Annotated in this window: 21 protein-coding genes; 6 read left to right on the top strand and 15 right to left on the bottom strand. The window is 58.6% G+C overall.

All coding sequences use genetic code 11. From position 1 onward, the window contains the following. The first annotated feature begins 34 nt into the window (after positions 1-34). Positions 35-901: a prolipoprotein diacylglyceryl transferase gene (gene lgt, locus AZE99_RS03380; RefSeq protein ID WP_067198089.1), complete on the top strand. Its 867-nt coding sequence runs from the start codon at positions 35-37 to the stop codon at positions 899-901. Beyond that, positions 894-1,973, top strand: a complete 1,080-nt coding sequence (locus AZE99_RS03375; RefSeq protein WP_231862684.1) for a class I SAM-dependent methyltransferase — start codon at positions 894-896, stop codon at positions 1,971-1,973. The genes lgt and AZE99_RS03375 overlap by 8 nt, the downstream gene beginning before the upstream one ends. 19 nt (positions 1,974-1,992) lie before the next feature. Here the strand turns inward: AZE99_RS03375 and AZE99_RS03370 are convergent, their stop codons facing one another. The 4 genes from AZE99_RS03370 to AZE99_RS03355 form a co-directional block, all read right to left on the bottom strand. Then, positions 1,993-2,592, bottom strand: coding sequence for an ABC-type transport auxiliary lipoprotein family protein (locus AZE99_RS03370; RefSeq protein ID WP_067198088.1), 600 nt, complete (start codon positions 2,590-2,592; stop codon positions 1,993-1,995). 10 nt (positions 2,593-2,602) lie between these two features. Further along, positions 2,603-3,550 carry an MlaD family protein gene (locus AZE99_RS03365; RefSeq protein WP_067198087.1) on the bottom strand — a complete coding sequence of 316 codons (948 nt, stop codon included), beginning with the start codon at positions 3,548-3,550 and terminating at the stop codon, positions 2,603-2,605. Between the two features lie 65 nt (positions 3,551-3,615). Continuing rightward, complete coding sequence (locus AZE99_RS03360) at positions 3,616-4,431, bottom strand: ABC transporter ATP-binding protein (RefSeq protein WP_335339228.1); 816 nt, start codon at positions 4,429-4,431, stop codon at positions 3,616-3,618. Further along, positions 4,431-5,543, bottom strand: a complete 1,113-nt coding sequence (locus AZE99_RS03355; protein WP_067198084.1) for an MlaE family ABC transporter permease — start codon at positions 5,541-5,543, stop codon at positions 4,431-4,433. The genes AZE99_RS03360 and AZE99_RS03355 overlap by 1 nt, the downstream gene beginning before the upstream one ends. 115 nt (positions 5,544-5,658) lie before the next feature. Here AZE99_RS03355 and AZE99_RS03350 point away from each other — a divergent pair, with 115 nt between their 5' ends. The 3 genes from AZE99_RS03350 to AZE99_RS03340 all read left to right on the top strand — a co-directional run bounded on the left by AZE99_RS03350 (position 5,659) and on the right by AZE99_RS03340 (position 7,099). Next, positions 5,659-6,330 carry an HAD family hydrolase gene (locus AZE99_RS03350; RefSeq protein ID WP_231862683.1) on the top strand — a complete coding sequence of 224 codons (672 nt, stop codon included), beginning with the start codon at positions 5,659-5,661 and terminating at the stop codon, positions 6,328-6,330. A gap of 85 nt (positions 6,331-6,415) precedes the next feature. Next, complete coding sequence (locus AZE99_RS03345; protein ID WP_067198082.1) at positions 6,416-6,625, top strand: hypothetical protein; 210 nt, start codon at positions 6,416-6,418, stop codon at positions 6,623-6,625. Positions 6,626-6,628: 3 nt separating this feature from the next. Next, positions 6,629-7,099: a GreA/GreB family elongation factor gene (locus AZE99_RS03340; protein ID WP_067198080.1), complete on the top strand. Its 471-nt coding sequence runs from the start codon at positions 6,629-6,631 to the stop codon at positions 7,097-7,099. Positions 7,100-7,447: 348 nt separating this feature from the next. On the opposite strand, the gene AZE99_RS03335 is transcribed toward AZE99_RS03340, so the two are convergent. The 7 genes from AZE99_RS03335 to pepN form a co-directional block, all read right to left on the bottom strand. Further along, positions 7,448-7,750: a hypothetical protein gene (locus AZE99_RS03335; protein ID WP_067198079.1), complete on the bottom strand. Its 303-nt coding sequence runs from the start codon at positions 7,748-7,750 to the stop codon at positions 7,448-7,450. 46 nt (positions 7,751-7,796) lie between these two features. After that, positions 7,797-8,621 (bottom strand): hypothetical protein, encoded by an 825-nt coding sequence (locus AZE99_RS03330; RefSeq protein WP_067198077.1) that lies wholly within the window; start codon positions 8,619-8,621, stop codon positions 7,797-7,799. Between the two features lie 116 nt (positions 8,622-8,737). Next, on the bottom strand, positions 8,738-10,402 hold the full coding sequence (locus tag AZE99_RS03325; RefSeq protein WP_067198073.1) for a hypothetical protein: 1,665 nt from the start codon (positions 10,400-10,402) through the stop codon (positions 8,738-8,740). A 117-nt stretch (positions 10,403-10,519) separates the two neighbouring features. Continuing rightward, a complete protein-coding gene (locus AZE99_RS03320) occupies positions 10,520-11,845 on the bottom strand; it encodes a cystathionine gamma-synthase family protein (protein ID WP_067198071.1) in 1,326 nt (441 codons plus the stop codon). A 48-nt stretch (positions 11,846-11,893) separates the two neighbouring features. Next, the gene (locus AZE99_RS03315) at positions 11,894-13,300 is read right to left on the bottom strand and encodes an SLC13 family permease (protein ID WP_067198069.1); all 1,407 of its coding nucleotides are present in this window, start codon (positions 13,298-13,300) and stop codon (positions 11,894-11,896) included. Positions 13,301-13,417: 117 nt separating this feature from the next. Then, positions 13,418-14,206 carry a peptidoglycan editing factor PgeF gene (pgeF, locus tag AZE99_RS03310; protein ID WP_082788217.1) on the bottom strand — a complete coding sequence of 263 codons (789 nt, stop codon included), beginning with the start codon at positions 14,204-14,206 and terminating at the stop codon, positions 13,418-13,420. Then, the gene (gene pepN / locus AZE99_RS03305) at positions 14,172-16,769 is read right to left on the bottom strand and encodes an aminopeptidase N (RefSeq protein WP_156472321.1); all 2,598 of its coding nucleotides are present in this window, start codon (positions 16,767-16,769) and stop codon (positions 14,172-14,174) included. Before pepN ends, pgeF begins: the two co-directional genes overlap by 35 nt. A gap of 136 nt (positions 16,770-16,905) precedes the next feature. Here pepN and AZE99_RS03300 point away from each other — a divergent pair, with 136 nt between their 5' ends. Next, a complete protein-coding gene (locus tag AZE99_RS03300; protein WP_067198066.1) occupies positions 16,906-17,706 on the top strand; it encodes an SDR family oxidoreductase in 801 nt (266 codons plus the stop codon). Positions 17,707-17,709: 3 nt separating this feature from the next. On the opposite strand, the gene AZE99_RS03295 is transcribed toward AZE99_RS03300, so the two are convergent. The 4 genes from AZE99_RS03295 to AZE99_RS03280 all read right to left on the bottom strand — a co-directional run bounded on the left by AZE99_RS03295 (position 17,710) and on the right by AZE99_RS03280 (position 21,231). Next, positions 17,710-18,648 carry a DMT family transporter gene (locus AZE99_RS03295; RefSeq protein ID WP_067198064.1) on the bottom strand — a complete coding sequence of 313 codons (939 nt, stop codon included), beginning with the start codon at positions 18,646-18,648 and terminating at the stop codon, positions 17,710-17,712. Further along, positions 18,645-19,646 (bottom strand): threonine aldolase family protein, encoded by a 1,002-nt coding sequence (locus tag AZE99_RS03290; protein WP_067198062.1) that lies wholly within the window; start codon positions 19,644-19,646, stop codon positions 18,645-18,647. The genes AZE99_RS03295 and AZE99_RS03290 overlap by 4 nt, the downstream gene beginning before the upstream one ends. A 159-nt stretch (positions 19,647-19,805) precedes the next feature. After that, on the bottom strand, positions 19,806-20,546 hold the full coding sequence (locus AZE99_RS03285; protein ID WP_082788440.1) for a DUF1499 domain-containing protein: 741 nt from the start codon (positions 20,544-20,546) through the stop codon (positions 19,806-19,808). Positions 20,547-20,628: 82 nt separating this feature from the next. After that, a complete protein-coding gene (locus AZE99_RS03280; protein ID WP_067198059.1) occupies positions 20,629-21,231 on the bottom strand; it encodes a CDP-alcohol phosphatidyltransferase family protein in 603 nt (200 codons plus the stop codon). Positions 21,232-21,237: the final 6 nt, after the last annotated feature.

Raw genomic sequence — 21,237 nt, 5'->3', positions numbered from 1 at the left:
TTTATATGGACAGGAAACCACGCGGGGAAAAGAGTTGATTGATATTATATTGGCCAATGCGGCACAGTTTACGCGGTTTGAGGAGCTTGGCCTGTCTCCCAACGCTCTTGACCTCGGATTTTTCCAGCTCAAATGGTATTCTCTGGCCTATCTTGCCGGGATTTTGATCGGCTATTGGTATTTGACCAAGCTGATAGCGCAGCCGGGTTCGCCAATGGCCCGCCGCCATGCCGATGACATGATCTTCTGGGCGACGCTCGGGATCATCGTCGGTGGCCGGCTCGGCTATGTGTTTTTCTACGCTCCGGAAATCCTGCTGGACCCGATCCGGATTTTGCAGGTCTGGAACGGCGGCATGTCGCTGCACGGCGGAACGATTGGCGTCGTGCTTGCTCTCTGGTGGACTGCGCGGCGTGAGAAGCTCGATTTTCTGCGGATGTGCGACTATATCGCCTGCGTTATCCCATTCGGTCTGCTCTTCGGGCGGCTGGCCAATTTCGTCAACGGAGAGCTTTGGGGCCGAGCAACCGATGTTCCCTGGGCTATCGTCTTCCCGATGGGCGGCGATGTCGCGCGCCATCCCAGCCAGCTTTACGAAGCAGGGCTGGAAGGCATTCTCTATTTCATCATTCTCTCGCTGCTCTTCTGGAAGACCGATGCCCGCTATCAGCCCGGCAAGCTGGTCGGTGTCGGCCTGCTGGTCTATGGTTGCAGCCGCTTCTTCGTCGAGTTTTTCCGCCAGCCGGACGCCCAGCTTACCTGGCTGGTCGAGCAATCGGGTTTCAGCATGGGTCAGTGGTTGACGGTGCCGATGATCCTGCTCGGTGCATGGCTGGTGTTCACCGCGAAAGGCCGACGCGCACGCATCGAGCCGGTGGCCGGAGACAAGAGCGTTGCCTGACGGCATCAAGGCGGACCTACCCAGCGCAGCGCATATAATTGCCGACAGGATTGACCGCGAAGGTCCGATCCCGCTCGGCGACTATATGGCGATTGCCAATGACCATTATTATGCCAGCAAGGATCCGTTGGGCGAAGAAGGTGATTTCGTCACTGCTCCCGAAATCAGCCAGATGTTCGGGGAAATAATAGGCATCTGGCTCGCCGATCTGTGGCTTCGCAAAGGGTCACCGAAACAGTGTCACTATGTCGAACTGGGTCCGGGACGTGGCACTTTGGCTTATGATGCGCTGCGGTCCCTGCGCAAATTCGGCTGCAGTCCGGCGGTTCATCTTGTCGAGACCAGCCCGATATTAAAAGCCAAACAGGCAGAGCTGCATCCCGATGCAACATGGCATGCCGATATAGACAGCCTGCCGACAGACGGGCCGCTGCTGATCGTCGCCAATGAATTTTTCGATGCGTTGCCGGTCGAGCAATTTGTCGCGACATCGAGCGGCTGGCGACGGCAGATGGTCGCGCGGGACCGCAGCAAATTTATCGCCGTGCCCAGTTCCGAAACGGCGGCGGAGCAAATTGGCGACAGCATGAGCGGATTTCCGGAAGGGACGATATTGGAACGCTCGCCGGTCAGCGTGGAATGGGCCGGCAATCTTGCCAATCGTCTGGCGAAACAGGGCGGCACCTTGCTGATCATCGACTATGGCTATGAGCGACCGGGCACCGGCAGCACGCTGCAAGCGGTGAAGGATCATCTGCCGATCAGCCCGTTTGACAGCCCGGGAACATCAGACCTCACCGCTCATGTCGATTTTCACACCTTGGCCAATATTGCGCGGACGCGCTTGCTGGCGGTGCACGGGCCGACCGAACAGGGACAGTGGCTGAAGTCGCTGGGAATTGATCAACGCGCTGAAGCGCTGATCGCGGCAAGTCCGAGACAGGCTGATAACATCCGGTCTGCGCATCAGCGGCTGACCCATGCAGACGAGATGGGCTGTCTGTTTCGGGTGATGGCAGCGACTGCGATAGACTGGCCGGAGCCCGAGGGCTTCAGCTACGGCGAGGAGTAGCGGGGGCTTTGCTAAACTGTTAGCCGACCCACTCGGCGACGTCGGCAGCCACTTTATTGGCCGCCTTGTTAAGGCCTTGTCCGACGGGATCTGGTTCTGCCGCAAAAACATTCTCGCTGGCTTCGAAGCGCTTTTTCTCAACCGGCTTGTCCTTGACCATTTTCACTGCGTCATAGGTGACGGTGACCGTCAGACTGGGACCATCGAGGCCGAAATTGACCAGTTCGCCGGTGATATAGGTTTGTGCATTGCCGCCCGCCTGGGTTGCGGTCAGCACTAGCCGGCCATTTTTCGCGGCTATTGTCTCGCTGAGCAAATCCTGGAACAAGCGAGCCGGTTTATCGACCCAGACGGCGTCCTTCAGATAGGCAATGCCCGTGCCGCTGGTCTGTACCGGCACGCGAATGGTATTCAGTTTTTGCGGAGCTGCGGGTAGCGCCACCACCAACGAACCGGCTTGCGGCCCACTCTGCATCGCGCCTGCAGACAATTTCTGGTCGGGTGACAGCGAAAGCAGCGATGGCGGCGGTTCAGCCCCGCCGAAGCTGACGCAAGCGCTCAGCGCGAGAGTAGCGGCCAGAAGACCGACAGATTTCAAAGTTCGAAACTTGCTCATCATATCTGCCCTGTCATTTCCCTGGTTTATAGTCCGGCAGCGCTGGCGCAGACAATAAGGATCCGGCGCCACCCTGATCTAGCCGCTCGGTCACCGCTGTCATGGATTTCGTCAGTGCCTGCATATCTTGCACCAGCTGATCGACTTCCGGCAAAGTCTTGTTCGAAAAGCGATCTGCTGCAGGTTGCGCGTTTTTCAGCACACCTTCCAACGCAAGAAGACTTTTGGATGCGGAGTCGAGCGTCGTAGCAAGGTTTCTGGCCACTGGCTCGCCATTGTTGGTCAGAAAATCATTGGCGCTGTCTGCCACAAGCGAAAGCTTCTCGGCGGTCTGACCGGCGTTACGAATGGCTATCCGCGATTCTTCCATCAACGCTTCTAGTCCGGGTGCCTGTTTCGCAAGACTGCCGGTCAACCTGTCGGTATTGGCCAATATGCCGCTGATCGATTTCTGATTATCCTCCGACAACAGCTGGGTCAGCTGATCGGTGAGGGTTGCCAGCCGTTCCACTACCAGCGGCGCGCTGTTCAGCAGTTCGCCGAGCGCTCCCGGCTTGGTCGGGATCACCGGCACACCTTCGGGTCCGAGCTCGGTAATCGGCGGCGCGCCCTTTTTCGCGCCGTCGAGCTGAATATTGGGGGGCGCTGTAAAGCTGACGCTCTGGATGGTGGCGGTGGTGCCTTCCAATATTGGCGTGTCTTCACTGACCGCAATGCGGACGCGAACAAAATTCGGGTCTTTCTTCCACAGTTCGACCTTGATCACCTGGCCCGAGGGAACGCCAGCAAAGGTGACGCCGGTTCCCGACGCCAATCCGCCTACCGACTGGGAGAAAAAGATGTCATATTGCTTGGTCGTACCATCGCCGAAGCGGACGATCCATACAAGAAAGGCGGCCACAAGGGCCAGCATCGCCAAAGTGACAACACCGACAAGTATATGGTTGGAGCGCGTTTCCATCTATCTCACCTCTATGACGAGCCGTGCCGTCACCTGCAACAATTCTCTGATACGCATCATCATTCTCATCCCAGCATCTTTTTTCCGGCAGATGCCAGCCGGCCACGTGGACCGTTGAAATATTCCTGTATCCAGGGATGGTCGAGCGCAAGCAATTCGTCGATCGTGCCTACCGCGATCACGCGCTGGTCAGCAAGTACCGCCACCCGGTCACAAATGGCATGCAGCGTATCCAGATCATGGGTGATCAGGAATACGGTCAGCCCCAAAGTCTGCTGCAATTCCTTGGTCAGCTTGTCGAACGCGGCGGCACCGATCGGGTCCAGCCCAGCGGTCGGCTCATCCAGAAACAGCAATTCCGGATCAAGCGCGAGTGCCCGCGCGATGCCGGCACGCTTGCGCATCCCGCCGGACAATTCGGAAGGGTATTTCGGTGCGGCGTCGGGCGACAATCCGGAAAGGCAGACCTTATATTTTGCCACTTCGCGCCGGAATTCGCGGTCCATATCCGGGTAGAATTCACGAATCGGCACCATTACATTTTCAGCCACTGTCAGTGTCGAAAATAGCGCGCCACCCTGAAACAACACACCCCAGCGCTTGCGGATCTCGATTGTCTCGGTGTCCGATTTTCCCAATATCTGTTCGCCAAAGACCTTGATCTCGCCTTCTTTCGGCGTCTGCAGCCCGATGATCGAGCGCATCAGTACCGATTTGCCGGTACCGGACCCCCCGACCACGCCGATGATTTCGCCGCGATGCACATCGAGGTCGAGATTGTCGTGCACCACCTGCTCGCCGAAAGCGTTGCGCAGGCCGTGGACGCTGACGATCGGGCCTTCATAATCGGGGTCATAGGCAATGGCTTGCGAATCGAGCATCAATCCCATCCGATCCAGGTAAAGAAAACCGCAAAAAAGGCATCGAGCACGATGACGAGGAAAATAGCCTGAACCACCGCTGCGGTCGTCCGCTTGCCGACATCCTCGGCATTGCCCTTGACCTGCATGCCCTGATAGCAGCCGGTAACCGCGATGATCGCACCAAAGACCGGCGCTTTCACGAGACCGACATAGACGTCGGTCAGCGGCACAACTTCGCGGATGCGGGCGAAAAAAGTGGCTGGCGGGATGTCGAGTTCAACCCAGCTGAGCAGGCCGCCGCCGATGATCGCGACCATCGATGCGTAAAATCCGAGCAGTGGCAGCATGAAGACGGCGGCGATAAAGCGCGGCAGCACCAGCGCCTCCACCGGTGACACGCCAATGGTGCGCATCGCGTCGATTTCCTCGGTCAGCTTCATCGTGCCGATTTGCGCGGCAAAGGCCGAGCCCGACCGGCCCGCCACCATGATCGCGGTCATCAGCACGCCCAGTTCGCGCAGGGTCAGTCGTCCGACGAGATTGACCGTGAACACTTCCGCGCCGAACTGCCGCAGCTGCACCGCCCCCTGTTGCGCGATCACCAGACCGATAAGAAAGCTCATCAGACCAATGATGCCAAGCGAACGGACGCCGACAACGTCAAAGCGCTGGATCACGGCATTCCATCTTATTTTACCGGGATGTCGAACCAAACGCATGAAGCCGACCACGATTGCACCGAAAAAGCCGATCAATCCGGTCATCGTGGTAAAGGCGATAGCCGTCGCCTCGCCAATTTCGCCCAGCACCCGGATAACCGGGTTGGCCGGTTCCGGCCGGATTTCCGTCGGCTGATCGGCTCCTGCGACGGCAGCGATCAGCCGCTGTGCATCGTCACCCGCACCGACAATTTCCGCGTTCATGTCGCGCGCTGTCCGGTGTATCAGCCAGGCCCCCACGGTGTCGGTATAGCCGGTGGCAGAAATATCGAGCCGCTGCGCTTCGCCTTCATATTCTCTCAGACGCTCCGGCAAGTCGCCAATGCTGGCAATCGACAGGTCGCCGGAAAAATGCAGCGTAACCGCTCCACCTTCGGCTGTCTCTTCGACAAAATCGCTGGGCATGGACATCGCGTCTATAGGTGACCGAAATTGCGCCAAAGCTCAAGAGATTAAACTGCTCAAATATTTGGTGCTTTTGCCGGCAGGCTGCTAAGGACCCCGCGAACGGGAACTTCGGGACGGCATGCAGAAAATTTCGCTTTACGACATGGACCGCACGATCACTGTGCGCGGAACCTATACACCGTTTCTCTTTCACATGGTTTTTGCGAGAGCCCCGTGGCGGCTGATTTTTCTGCCGCTTCTGCCATTCGGCTTCATTGCCTATGGGCTCAAGCTGATCAGCCGCGGGCAATTGAAGACCTTCAACCAGCGGATGTTGCTGGGCAGCTCCCCGAAACTTTCGGCATTGCAACCGCATATCGAGCGTTTTGCCGACAGGGTGTTGCGGTCCAACCGTCATCGGAAAGCGATCGACCAGATCGAGGTAGATCGCGCTGACGGGCGCAAGCTGGTGCTGGTCACCGCTTCCTATGAACTTTACGCCGAGGCGATTGCCCGCCGCCTTGGCTTCGATCATCTGATCGGGACGCTGCTGGAAGTCGACCCGCAAGGCCGCGTCCTGCCCGCCATCATTGGCGAGAATTGCTATGACGATGCCAAGATCGGCCGGATCGAGGCACTGTTTGCGAAACAGGGCTGGCAGCGCGCCGACAGCCATGTCCGCGCCTATTCCGACCATGTCAGCGACCAGGCGATGCTGGAATTTGCCGATGAAGCAATCGCAACGACCCCGACCCCCCTCTTGCGGCATATGGCCAAACAGCGCGGCTGGCAGATCGTCGACTGGCGCTGACCGGAGCAACCCCGGACCCGCTCTGTATGACGCCATTCAATGCCGGTGGTTGACAGTTCGGCCCATCCATCGCAAGCGGCGCGGCATGGCTATTATCGCAACCATCATGAACAGCGCCACCGGTCAGCCGATCCAGAAAATGACCTTTGGCCGCATGCCCAAACCATGGGCCTCCTTCAGTCTCGAGAGCGGCGAGCTGGTCACCGCCGAGCGCATCGATGTCGGCACACCCGCGCATGGCAAATTTGTCGCGCCGGTGTCGATCTGGGTAACCCCCAAGACGACCAAGGCCTGATTGATGAGCGTTGCTTTCCGCAGAGAAGGTGATGACGAGCATCTCGAGCCGAAGTTCGAGCATCCGATTCCGGTCGGCCCCAATCTGGTCACCGCGCGCGGCTTGCAGCTGATCAAGGACCGCGTCGGCGAATTGCAGGCAAAGGTCGCTGAACTCACCGACGAGGTAGCGCTCAAGATCGCCAAACGCGACCTGCGCTACTGGAACACCAGGCAATCGACGGCCGAGTTGCCACCGGTGCCGAGCGGCGAAAAGGTCGAATTTGGCACTCGGGTTACCTTCCTGCTCAACGGCAAAGAGAAAACTCTCTCTATCGTCGGCGATGATGAAGCGGATCCTGCCGGCGCTCTGGTTTCCTTTTCCGCGCCGATCAGCCGGGCATTGATGGGACTGGAGCCCGGAGACTATGGTGATTTTGCCGGTCGGGAAGATGCAATTGAAATCCTGTCCATCGCGGTCATGTCGCAGTCGTAAGACAGTAGAGTTGATCTATTCCGCGCAAATATATCGCGGCGGTGAGTCAAAACAAACCTGACACAATCACCCGCTTTTATTTTCTGTCACTTTTGCCCTAAAGAACTGAATTTCCAGTCATTTGTGACTAACAACCTGCCGTCTAGTGTAACCTTTGGACCAAGCGCGCAATCCGGACCGGTTATTGCAGATGATCGAGCGGTGTTGCGATTCTATCCAGATTGTCAAAGAGCCTGTCGAAATTCCGGCAAGAGACTAAGCAATCTGGGCTGCTGTAGGAAAGGTCAAAAGCCAAGAACGTCCGAAGCGACTGCGTTTCGGCAAGGGCGCGCAATCGCTTCGATCCGCCTATTTTACGCAATAATTCCCGGAGCTTTTCAAGCCACTGGAACAGCTGCCGCCCTTGACCTCGGCATAATCGCCTTTTTCGCCCACACAATAATTGGCGGAGGATTTGAAACCGGTGGGACAGGAGCCGATTTTTACAATGGCCACTTTGCCGGAGCTGGATTTACAGGAACTGCCCGAGGATTTGAATCCGGACGGGCAACTGCCATTCTTGGCGACGGTCGTGTCACTCGATTGCGCAAAGGCTGTCGGAATGACGAAGCTGGAAATGACCAGCGAAGATAAGGCAATGGCATAACGCATATTATGGTTCCTTCCGGGAACGGGAAAAAGTCATTCGAACTCGAAACTATCGAGCCGGGGCACTCAGATATTCAAAGCCGACAAGGCTTTTTCCGGTTCTTTTGTTATAATATTGGCAGTATAGTTTTTCCGTTCTCGCATCGCTGTGCTCGTTGAGCCGTGCCAGAAAGCTGATGCCATATTTGCCGCGATTTTTCCGGTCGGCTGTATAAGCAGAAGCCCGCGAAGAGTTGCTGCCGGTTGCGCAATCGCTGACGCCCTGATCATTGCCGCAATGCAATTTCATGTGGGAATCGCCAAGATATTGATCGCTGTGCCATGTCCAGTAATCGACAGTACCGGCGCCGGGGTCATCCGACTTCACGCACTGCCAGGTAAAGTCATTGCCCTTGTCCATCGCCTTGTATTTTTTCTCGTCGACTTCGAAATAGAGAATTTCCTGTGGTTGCAAAGATGGTGCGATGCATGACCCGCTCACTTTGCCAGGCTTGCGGTTGATAAAGCCGGTGCGCTTTTCCTTGCTGAAGCCCTGCTGGAATGTGTAGTCACCCAGATTGCCGACAGTCACATTGGAAAGAGCAAGGCCAGCACATTGCGTTTGCGATGTGAGATTTGCAGATGGTGTGCCGAGAGCCACCGAACCGCCGCCACTGATTTTTCCGATTTTTACCCGTTTGCCCTTTTTCCCGCGTATCGCGTTATCAATGGCTTTCTCGGCTTCGTCTACGGCCTGTCTCTCCGCATCCCGTTTGGTTTTCTTTGCCTCTTTTTTGATGGCATTGCCCAAGCCACCAAATTGAGCATGCGCCGCTCCGCTGCTGAGCATGGAAACGGCGAATAATGCCGCGATAGCCGGTTTCGAAAATTTCATTGTCGATCTCCATTGGATTTACCGCAGCAGGTAATGGAGTCGTGCAGGCTTTAGAATATACCATATGGTACATATCTACGGTTTATCTGATCAGAGAGGGTCGGCCAAAAGTCGGCTCAATCCATGTGGATTTTTGCCGCTTCGCTGAATATCCTGTGCGGAACCTGCTGAATGGCCAGACTGCCAACATCCGGCAAAGGGCCGATCAGATTGAAACCATAGCGATCGCAAAATTTCTCGACCATGTCAGGCGGTGCAAGCCGGTCTTCGGCTCCGCATATAACCGTGACCGGCACCTCCAGTTTGCGACACCATTTCGACCAGTCGCTTGCTGTGAGGATCGCCTGTTGCGCGGTTGATTCATAGCCGTCTTCGAACGTGCGTTTCATCGACCGCTGCATCAGTTCCGCGACATCGGGCCGGTTGAGCGTTTGCATATCGGCAGTGCTTTCGCCGTAGATGCTTTTGAAATAGGCCATGCTCTTGCCGCGACGGACCATGGTCGAGACGGCCGCAAAATATAGCCGGACAAAAGATGGTGCGATCCGTGCCAGCCGCAGCGGCGCCCGATAGCCCATGGCGAGATGCGAAAAATCATTGTCTTCGCCCGCTGGTAATATCGCGCCCGCCATGACGAGACCGCAAAACCGGTTGGGATGACTGCGAATGGCGGCCATCCCGTAAGGAGCGGCGACTCTCGCCGAAACCACGGAACAGCGCTTGATCTTCAGCTGATCCAGCAAATGGACCAGCCGTTCAACAAATTCGTCGACCACAGCGAGCCCGGTATTCGCCATTTTGCTGCCGGCATAAAATGGCAGCCAGGGCGCGATGATGCGCAAATTTTGCCCCGTGGCAGCGTCCTGTTGCCTAGTGGTCAGATAGGCACCATCGATTGTCGCATGGAGATAGAGGACCGGCCTGGCTTTCGGATCGCCATATATTTCAAAGGGGAGATGGGACCCGTCGGCCAAAGTCAATTGATGACTGGAACGCGGAGGAAGCAGATTGGGGTCATTTGTCTCCGCCATCGCGAAAGCGTTGCTGAAGCCGGCATAAAGCGAGATCAATTCGGTCTGCGAGCCGATGCCCAGCTTGCGCAGCAGGGCTTTCAGCTGGTTTCTTGCGGTCCCCAAAGCGCGCTCGCGCTGCGCTGCAAATTCCGTGACAGACAGGCCATTGACCAGATGTTCTGCCAGTTGTTCCTCGGTTGCGGTAAGCTCCAGCGACTGCGCAAATGCGCTGCCAATGACGGCATGCCAGCGCAGGCGCATGACGCGGAAATCCAGTGATATGTCATCCTCACCAGAGCTCTGCGCGGCAAACAACACGCCTCTATCGTCATCCCGGTCAACATATAGGCGAACAATGGCAGGCCCGGCCTTGCCCGGTTCTTCCAGGAGTTTTTCGACCTGCGCATGGGACTCCCCATCCACGCCAAACAACCAGTCGGGGATCGATTGTCCGAGGACGAGATGCGCGCTCTTGAAGATCTGATCGTCGACGCTCAACACAGTCATGGTTCTGTTGAGCGACAGATCGGGTGGAATCAGGTGATCGCCATTTCCTTCCAGATCGCGCGCATAGGTAGAAAAGTCGTCGCCGACACTCGGGTCGATTTCAGTCAGCAACTCGGTCACATTGGCAAAATGGGGCTGAAGATCGCTTTCATTATCAGCCGCCGGCTTTTGCAGAACCGTCAATAATTTCATCAGCCGTTCCGGCTGGGCAGCGATTGCATATGCGTCGCGGATCATCGGATCGAGAGAATCATCCTTCATATTGCCTGACTATAGAAGCTTGCCAACAACGCAAAGTAACTCCGGAGATTTCAACCTATTACCGGGCTGGTCATAGCCCCCGTGCGATCACCCGCACGTTTTGGCACAGCCCGTCCTTCAAACCGCCGCCAGCGCCTGATCAAAGTCAGCGATCAGATCATCCGGGTCTTCGACGCCAATGGAAATGCGCACCAGATTGTCGGTAATGCCGAGGGCGGCGCGGCGTTCGTCCGGGACGGATATGTGGGTCATCGCGGCTGGCAGGCTGGCCAGCGTTTCGGTGCCGCCGAGGCTCACTGCCAGCTTGGCGATCTTCATCGCGTCGAGGAAACGGAAGGCTTCTGCTTCGCCGCCCTTGATGAACAGGGAGAAAGTCGAACCGGCCCCGCTGCAATGGCGGTCGTAAATATCCTGCTGGCTCTTGTTCTCAATGAAGCCGAGATAGCCGAGGCCGTCGACCTTGGGATGGTCGCGCAGGAAGGCGCAGACCTTTTCCGCATTTTCACCGGCCCGGGTCATGCGCAGTTCGAGCGTCTCGAGGCTGCGCATCAGCATCCAGGCGGTATTCGGATCGCAGATCGTGCCAATCGTGTTCCGGATCGCGCGGATCGGGTCCATATGCGCCTTGCTGCCGAGCACGCCGCCCGCGACCAGATCACTATGCCCGCCGACATATTTGGTCAGGCTGTAGATGACGATATCGGCGCCATGTTTCAGCGGCTGCTGCCAGAGCGGTCCGAGGAAAGTGTTGTCGATGGCGATGGGCGGTGCGCCGTCTTTGCCAAAGACTTGCTCGCGGGCATCGGCAACGCCTTCGATATCGACCAGCGCGTTGGTCGGGTTGGCCGGGCTTTCGAGATAGATGATCGCGACCTTGCCGCCATTGGCCTCGGCTTGCGCCTTGGCCTGTTCGAGCATCGCGGCGACTTCTGCCGGTGTGGCACCGGCGGGGAAGTCGAGAAAGGTGACACCGAAGCGGCCGAGGATCTTGTTGATCAGCGTTTCGGTAGCGGCATAGAGCGGGCCGCTGTGGACGACGGCATCGCCCTGATTGACGTTGGCCAGCAGCACTGTGGTGATCGCCGACATGCCGCTGGAGAAAACCAGCGCATCCTCGGCCTCGTCCCAGATGCTCAGCCGGTCTTCGAGAATTTCCTGATTGGGACCGTTGAAGCGCGAATAGACCAGACCATCGGAACCGCCGGGGCGTTTGCCGGTGATGCCTTCGAAGAAACGTTTGCCGGCAGCGGCATTTTCAAAGGCGAAGGTGGAGGTCAGGAAGATCGGTGGCTTGAGCGATCCTTCGGAAAGCTCCGGATCATAGCCGTGGCCCATCATCAGCGTCGCCGGTTTCAGCTTGCGCCCGCCAATTTTCTCGATCGGTGCCTTGGGCATGCGGCGGGTCACCGGGACGGCTGCGTTGGGATCATCCTGCTTGGCCATATTCTGTCTCTCCACATCAAATATTTGAATGAAGTCATGCCTCAAAATCTAACTGGTTACAACGGAAACCATCCAGATGCAGCCGATTATGATCGGGATGCCGGCGAGATCGAGCAGCAGGCCGGATTTCAGCATTTTCGGCAATTCGATATGGCCGGTCGACCAGGCAATGGCATTGGGACCGGTACCGCTTGGCAGCATGAAGCCCCAGCTTGCCGCCATGGCAGCGGGTACCGCGAGCAGCACCGGATCGACACCAGTGGCGAGGATCAGGCTGGCGACCACCGGCATGATGCCGCTGGCCGTGGCGACATTGGAGGCAAATTCGGTGACCAGGATGACCAGCGCAACCAGCGCGATGGCGATGATAAGGACCGGTACCGACTGCAGCGGTTCCAGCGCTCCGCCCAGCCATTCTGCCAGACCGGACTCGATGATTCCCGCGGCCAGCGCGAGGCCGCCGCCGAACAGCATGATCACGCCCCATGGCGCCCTGTCCGCTTCGTCCCAGTTGAGCAGCCGCCTCCCGGTGCCATCGGGCAGAGAGAATAGCAGCAGGCCGCCGAATATTGCGATACTGCCGTCGTGCAGGGCCCCTTCCGGGAAGATCGTCTTGAGCTGTGGCAGGAACAGCCAGCCGAGCACGACGATGGCGACTACGGGAACGAGGCGTTTTTCCGGTACGCTCCACGGACCCGGCGAGCCGATGGCCAGCTTTGCCTTGACGCCGTCGAAACTGTTCCGGCCGACCTTCTGAACTGTAATGAGAATGAAGGCCAATACCGGGATACCGATGATCACGATCGGGATACCGAATTTCAGCCAACTGAGGAAATTGAGGTTCATGCCCAATGTCTTGTTGATCAGGCCGGCGGCAATCGCATTGGTCGGGCTGCCAACCAGAGTGCCAAGGCCGCCGATCGAGGCGGCAAAGGCAACGCCCATGATCAGGGCTCCGGCAAAGCCCTCGGTCTCGCCGTCCCTGACCCCGCCGGCGACCAGCACTGCCAGCGCAATCGGAATCATGATCAGGGTCGAGGAGGTGTTGGAAATCAGCATGCTGAGCAAGGCGGTGGCGATCATGAAGGCGAATAATATGCCCCAGGCGGTCTTGCCGGACAGGCCGATAATCGCCAGCGCGAGACGCTTGTGCAAGCCGACCCGCTCGATCGCCAAGGCGAGAAAGGCACCTCCGAGAATGAGGAAGAGGATCGGCGAATAATATTGGCTGGCGGTTTCACCCGCGCTCATCACATCCATCGTCGGCAGCGCCAGAAAGGGCAGCAAGGCCGTCGCCGTCAGCGGCACCGCCTGGGTCATCCACCAGGTCGCCATCAAGAGGGTCAGCGCGGCGACATGCCAAGCGGGTGTCGACATGGCTTCCGGAGCCGGAACGAGCAGCATGGCGACAAATCCGGCGAGCCCCGCCCATAGACCGATGCGTTGTGCGTTCATGCTCTCTCCTGTCCCCCGTCTTGCCAGCTCGGGCTGGCGTGCACCCCGATTGGCCGTTCCTAACAGCCAGATTGCTTTGGGCCCCAGCCTTCGCTGGGGTGACGGTGGAAATCAATATTAAACCGCAAGACCGATCAGCGATATTTGTCGGCCATAGCCCGCTTCATCGCGATGACAGGATCGGCGATAGCTGAAATAGCGGTCTTCGTTGGCATAGGTGTCGAGGCCGAGTTTATCGATCCTGCTGATGCCTGCCGCTTGCAGGCGGGCAGCGACATAATCCTCGATATCAAATTGATAATGATCCGGCTTTCCGGCGGCGAAGAAGCGATCATTGCCTGCGTCAGCGTCGAGAAACCGCGTACGGAAGGCCGCGTCCACTTCATAGCTGGCCTGCGCGATGCAAGGGCCGATGGCGCAGGCGATATTCGCTCGATCCGAGCCGAGCGCTTCCATTGCTGTGAGCACATTGTCGGTGACCCCGGCCAGCGCCCCCTTCCAGCCGGCGTGCGCCGCGCCGATCACATTGGCTTCGGGATCATGAAACAGCACCGGTACGCAATCGGCGGTCAATATGCCGAGCAACAGGTTCGGCCGGTCGGTGACCATCGCATCGGCCTTGGGACGCTGGTCGAGTGGGATAGGGCCGGTGACGGTCACGACTTCCGCGCTGTGGATCTGGTGCACCGTCACCAGTTCGCTGCCAGGCAACAGGCCTTCTGTCGCGCGGCGGCGGTTTTCCATGATCGTGTCGCGATCATCATCGCTGCCCAGACCGATATTCAGTCCGGCATAGATACCCTCCGAAACACCCCCTGCCCGGCCGAGAAAACCGTGTTTCGCACCATCAAGCAGGGGAGACGTGGTGATATCAAGCAAGGCTTTTGTGGACCTGTTCGGCGACATCTTTCGACAATTCCGGCTGCGCCGCGATCTTCTCCAGCGCCAGCCGCATCAGTTCCGACCGTCCCCGTTCGTAGCGCCGCCAGCGCCCGAGCGTCGGGATGAAGCGGGCTGCGGTTTGCGGATTCTGCTTGTCCAGCGCGATCACCATATCGGCGATCATCTGGTAACCCTTGCCCGACGGATCGTGGAAGCGGACCACATTGCCGGTGAACGCGCCATAGAGGGAGCGCACGCGGTTGGGATTGGACATGGTGAAATCGGGATGACGCGACAGGCCGTCGACTCGTTTCAGCGTATCGGCGCGCTGCGACATCGCCTGCAGGCTGAACCATTTGTCGAGGACCAGCGCATTGCCTTTGAACCGCTTGTAGAAATCATCAAAGGCAATCGCGCGTTCGTCGGCCTCGAGATGCGACAATACCGCCAGCGCGCCCTGCATCGCGGTCATATTATCCGCTTCGCGATATTGTTCGAAAGCGATTTCGGCGGCATCTTCGGTGAATGACGCGGCCAGATAGCCCAGCGTTACGTTGCGCAATTTGCGCTTTCCGCGCGCCTCGGCATCGAGCGAGAATTCACCCGGCCAGCAACTCTTGTATAATTTGCGGAACTGTTTTTCGAACTGCACCGCGATCTTGCCGCGCAATTTCTCGCGTTCCTCGTGGATCGCCTGTGGATCGACCTCGACCATCTGGTCGCCGAGAAAGGCTTCGCTCGGCAGCAGGATCAGTTCGGCCAGAAAGGCGGGATCGATTGATGTGTCGGCCAGTATTTTCGCTACAGCCAGCAGGATGATATCGCGGTCGACCGGCGTGCCCAGCACCTTTGCCGTCAGATAGCCGGTCATCAGCCTTTGCACCGCCTCGAACCGCGCGAACGGATCGTCATCATGGGCCGACAGAAAAGCCAGTTCCTCGGCGGTCTGGTTGCTGTCCAATATGATCGGTGCGGAAAAACCGCGGTTGATCGACAGGATCGGCTGATCCTTATAGCCGTCGAGGGTGAAGCTTTTTTCTGCCTGGTCGAGCAACAGCAGCTGTTCGCCCTGATGCGCGCCGGTTTCCGGATCGAGCAGCGCCGTCCGCAGCGGAATCAGAAGTTCTGACGCCTTTGGTTTCTCACCATTTTGGGCGATTTTCTGGGTCAGGTATATCGTTGCGGTGCCGGCCTGCGGATCGTGGGACAATGTCGCACTGACCCGCGGCGTGCCCGGGGTTTCATACCATTTGCGGAACTGCCTGAGATCGATTTCGCCGCCGTCTTCCATCGCGGTGACAAAATCCTCGCAGGTCGCGGCCTCGCCGTCGTGGCGGTCGAAATAGAGATCGGTGCCCTTGCGGAAATTTTCCGGCCCCATCAGCGTGTTCATCATCCGGATGACTTCCGCGCCCTTGTTGTAGATGGTTGCGGTGTAGAAATTGGAGATTTCCTGATAGCTTTCCGGGCGGATCGGATGGGCCAGCGGGCCGGCATCCTCGGGGAACTGGGCTGCGCGCAATATCCGCACATCCTCGATCCGCTTTAGCGCGGCCGAACCCATGTCGGCGGAGAAGCTCTGGTCGCGGTAGACGGTGAAACCTTCCTTCAGGCTGAGCTGGAACCAGTCGCGGCAAGTGACACGGTTCCCGGACCAGTTGTGGAAATATTCATGTGCGACCACGCCCTCGATACCGTCAAAATCGGCGTCGGTCGCGACTTCCGGATCGGCGAGAATATAGCGGGAGTTGAAAATATTCAGCCCCTTATTCTCCATCGCGCCCATGTTGAAATCGCTGACCGCGACGATGTTGAACAGGCCGAGATCATATTCGCGGCCATAGGTTTCCTCGTCCCAGCGCATCGAATCCTTGAGCGCCTGCATGGCATGGCCGGTGCGATCGAGATCGCCGTCGCGGACCCAGATATTGAGCTCGACCGGCTTGCCAGAACGGGTGGTGAAGCTATCATTATTGGCGACCAAATCACCGGCGACCAACGCGAACAGATAGCTCGGCTTCGGCCAGGGATCATTCCACTGCACCCAGTGGCGACCATTTTCGCCATCGCCTTCGGCAACCTTGTCGCCGTTACAGAGCAATACGGGGAATTTCGCCTTGTCGGCTTCCATCCGCACCTGATAGCGGCTCAGCACATCGGGCCGGTCGGGCGCGAAGGTGATCCGGCGGAATCCTTCCGCTTCACACTGTGTGCACAGCATGTCGTTCGAGCCATAGAGGCCCATCAACTGGGTGTTGGTCGACGGATCGAGTTCAACTTCGATTTCGACGCTATGGGCTGCGCCGCTCAAGGGCAGCACAAGATCGCCCTCAACCAGTGTCCAGTCGGTGCGGGCCTCGCCGTCTACCTTGACCGAAACCGGGGTGATATCGTCGCCCTGCAGGATCAGTGGTTCGTCCGCTTTCGCGCTTTTCGAGCGCCGGACATCCAGTTTCGAACGGACCACGGTCCGCGTCAGATCGAGATCGAAGTCGAGTTCCACTTCCGGAATGAACCAGGCAGGCGGACGATAATCCTCTCGCCGGATCGTCGCTGGATCCCTGGGGGCTGGCGCGGCATCGGCCATTTCGTCATTCGGTGTTTTTTGAATATCTAACATGGGCCTTGCCATAAGAGCCATTTGCACCCCGCGCAATTGCGTTTATGGCTTGGGTCAAAGGGAGTGGGCAAGGCTTGACCCGCTGGAGAAAGAGTAACTGCTGATGCCGCGCATATTGATCTTCGGAATGGGCTATACGGCCTCGCGGCTGGCACAACGGTTACGGGCAGAAGGCTATGAGGTGAACGGCACCCGCCGGGAAGCGAGTGATGGGGCACTGGCTTTTGACGATAGGCCGTCCGTGCTGGCGGCGCTGGAATCGGCGAGCCATGTCCTCTCCTCGGTTCCGCCGGCGAGCGATGACAGCGAACCGGTGCTCGAGCAATATGGCGAAGCGATCAGGGAAGCGTCGCTGGGATGGTGCGGCTATCTCTCCGCCACCGGCGTTTACGGCGATGTTGACGGTGCCTGGGTGGACGAAAGCGCGCCGATCGGTTCGGGCCGCCGGAAGGCCCGCAGCGAGGCGGACCAGCGCTGGCAGGAGCTGCGCGATGACATGCACATCTTCCGCCTGCCCGGCATATATGGTCCGGGACGCAGCCCGCTGACCCGCGTCCGCAGCGGCAAGGCCAGACGGGTCAATATGCCCGGACAGGTGTTCAGCCGTATCCATGTCGATGATATTGTCAGCGCCGTGATCGGCTCGTTCGAAGGACCGGCGGGCGTCTATAATATTTCCGATGACCTGCCTGCGCCGCAGCATGAAGTAATAGCCCATGCAGCGCGCCTGTTGGGCATGGAGGTCCCGCCGTTGCTGTCGCTGGAGGACGCCAATCTGTCGCAGGCAGCGCTGGGTTTCTATGAAGAGAATCGCCGCGTGGCCAATGGCAAGGCCAAACGGCTGCTCAACTGGCAGCCGCAATATCCGGACTATAAAGCAGGGCTGCAGTCGCTGCTCGACTGATCGTCAGGCCGCGATCCGCGGTGTCTTCGGCTTGCGCGCGCGCAGCGCCACCAGCAATCCCAGCATTGCCAGTACCGCTCCACCGGCCGGCAGCCAGGTCCAGACATAGGCTTCGAAAATCGTCGACAGGATCATCGCCACCACCGGCACCAATACGCTGGAATAGGCCGCCTTGCCCGGCCCTATTTCGCGGATCATCGAAAAATAGAGCGGAAAGGTGACGACCGAGCCGATGACACCGAGATAGACAATCCCGCCCCAATAGGCGGCGCGCATTTCATAGACTGGCGGGCCGACGGTGATCCACGACAGCGCGACATTGATCAGGGCCCCGAACAGCATTGCCCAGGCGAGGACCGTGATGATCGGATAGGATTTCAGCCGCTCGCCAGCCTGCATCACATTGGCGATCGACGCCGACAATATGCCGCAGAAGGCCAGCGAGGCACCGATCAGCACCTGTTCGAGGCTGGCCGGGGAAGCGCGATATTCGTGCCAGAACAATAGCGCGATGCCGGTCGCGGCAATGGCCGAGCCGCCGAGAAAAGCGCCAGATATCTTGTGGCCGAGAAAGATGCGGCCCAATATTGCGTTGGGGACCATCAACAGCGCGAACAGGACCGCGACCAGGCCAGAGGTGATGAACAACTCTGCATTGTAGACAAAGTTGAAATTGAAGGAGAATTGAAAAAGCCCGAGGATGAGCGCGAACAGATAGCCGGTGCGGTCAAGCCGGAAGGACAGCCGCTTGTAGGCCACCAGCACGAACATCGCGGCAGCGGCAATGATGAAGCGGTAGCTGACCGACCAGCTGGGCGGGACTTCGGAAATCTGGTCCTTGATCACCAGCCAGGTCGACCCCCAGATCAGCGAGACCAGCAGGAAGGGGATCAGGATGCGGGGAGTGAGCAGGCTGGGTTCAGCGCTCTCGTCGCCGCTCACAGCGCGGCGATCGCTTCGGCTAGCGGGCGGATATCCTCGGCGCTCTGGTTCCAGCTAGTTACCAGCCGCGCCTGTCCTTCACCCCAGTCATAGAAATCAAATCCGATGCCGCGCAACTGCGCCGCTTCGTCTGCCGACAATTTGATGAAAATCTCGTTTGCTTCAACCGGATATACCAATCGATCGCCAGCGGCCTTGGCAATGATCTGCGCGCCGGCGTTGGCAGCGCGTGCATTGTCGAGCCACAAGTCATCCTCCAGCATCGCCAGTATCTGCGCAGCAAGAAAACGGCCCTTGGACTGCAAATGGCCGGCGCGCTTGCGGCGATAATGAGTGTCGGCGGCCATTTCACGATCGAAAAATATCAGGGCTTCAGCGCTCATTCCGCCATTTTTGACAAAGCCGAAGCTGAGCGCATCGACACCGGCCTTCCAGGTCAGGTCGGCGGGCGAGCAGCCAAGCGTGGCAACCGCATTGGCAACGCGCGCGCCGTCCATGTGCAGCCCGAGCCCGCGTGCCTTGCAGATTTCGGCGAGGCCAGCGACTTCGTCGGGCCGGTAGACCATCCCATATTCGCTGGCATTGGTGATCGACACTGCGGCGGGCTGAACCTGATGGACGTCGTCGCGGATCGCCGCGCAATGGGCCTCGAGGCTTTCCGGCGAGAGCTTTGCCCCGGCCCCGTCGAGCAGCATCAGCTTCGCGCCGCCGGTGAAGAAACCGGGCGCACCGGCCTCGTCCTGCTCGATATGCGCTTCCTTGTGGCAAATCACACCCTGATGCGGCTGGCACATGGCGGCGAGCGCCAGCGAATTGGCCGCCGTTCCGGTTGCTACCCACAAGGCCTCGACCTCGGTCTCGAATAGATCGGAAAAAGCCGTGTTCAGCTGGGCGCTCAGCGCATCGCCGTCATAGGCGGTATCGGGCGCATTCGCTGCGGCGAGCGATTCCAGCAGTCTGGGGTGCACCGACGCAGCATTGTCAGAGAAAAATCGCATTGCCAGCGCATGGCTCAGAGCTTATGGCCCGTCAAGACAGGATGATCAGCGACCGAAGTTGTTCCGGCTTTCCGCTCTCCATTCGAACCGGGCTTGATGCGCGATGGGTAGCGCCCATGTCACCCGTCATATCAACACCAGATCGGCCTGGATCCTGTCCTAGTCGGAAACCTTCGCCAGTCTATCGAGGAAGGACCGGACCCTCTTGGCGTTGACCCCGAGATCACTGACGCCAACCCGGCTGACCGAACGCATATCGACGATGCTGGACGCGCCGTCTTCGGTTGGCACAACGCGCAGGACGACATCATCCTTGAAGCGGATATAGGAGACGCTGGCGGTGGCTTCAAAATGGCCAGTCGCAGGATCAGCGACAGCGACATTCCAGCCCAATTCCTGGGCGATCCTTTCTGCATCGGCAATCACTGCTGCCACCGGCTTCGCGATGGTGATCGATTGCAGGTCGGGATAGCCTTTGGCGTGTATCGCGCGCCAGTTTTCAACCGTATCGACACCGGCCAGATTGTCGGCTCTCAACGGCAGGGAAACAAATTGCGGCGGACTTGCGAGGTCGGTGGATATATCGTGGATAGCGGGAACGTCTCCGCCAGCCGCTGCGCGGGAGCCGAGGAAGCTGATATAAATCAGCGCAACGAGCAATCCGAATAAGGCGGCTTTCTTGCTGCCGCCATTTCTGAAAGCCAATGCAAGCGCGATTGCACCGGTTATAATTGCAACGATTGCGATCAACGCCCCGGCCAATATGCCGGAAAATCCGGCAAGCTTGCCGATCATGTCATAGCGCGCAAGGGTGACGCCGGCCATTGCGACAAGCGGCGCTGCAATGCCGAATATCAACGCCGATTTGCTCAGCCGCTCTGTCCATTTACCGTCTGCCATAAAACTCATCCCCTGTTCACGGCCCGATCTGCGCCCGCTCCTTTGCCAGACCGCAGTCCGGATGGATGGTCTCACAGGCGGTTTAGGAAAAGTCAACTTTCGCAGCGATGGTCCGCTGGATCACGGTGATCAAGCACATCGCCGAAAAGACGGCGGCGATGACGGCGAAATATTGCGGTAGCAGACACATCAGCACGAACGCGACGATCGTTTCTGTGCCTTCCGCCAGCCCTGTATTGTAGAAGAAGCTCTTCTTGCCGTGCGCGTCGGTTTCACGGCCCGCTTTGGCCGCCATCACGGCATAGGCGAGAAAGCTGATACCGGTCAGGGTGAAGCTGGCGATCAGGACCATCGCGAAGGGGAGATTGGCGGAAGCGGCGAAACCAAAGCCGAGCGGGATCGCGACATAGAAGGCAAAATCACTGACGATATCGAGATAGCCGCCGAAATCGGATTGCCTCGTCGCTCGCGCAACAGCGCCGTCGAGGCCGTCGAGGAGCCGGCTGAGCAGCACCAGTGCGAGACCAAAGAGATAATAGCGATAGCCGATGGCAACACCTGCGCCGATGCCGATCACGGCACCCGCGATGGTGACCTGATTGGCCGTAACACCTGCCTGCGCCAGCCTCCTGCCGATGGCGTTGAGCGGCGGATCGATCAGCGGCCTTATCCGGGAATCAAGCATCTGGCC

Source organism: Sphingorhabdus sp. M41 (assembly GCF_001586275.1).
GTDB lineage: Bacteria > Pseudomonadota > Alphaproteobacteria > Sphingomonadales > Sphingomonadaceae > Parasphingorhabdus.
The sequence above is the reverse complement of the archived record's forward strand: the minus strand, read 5'-3'. Positions and strand labels throughout refer to the sequence as shown.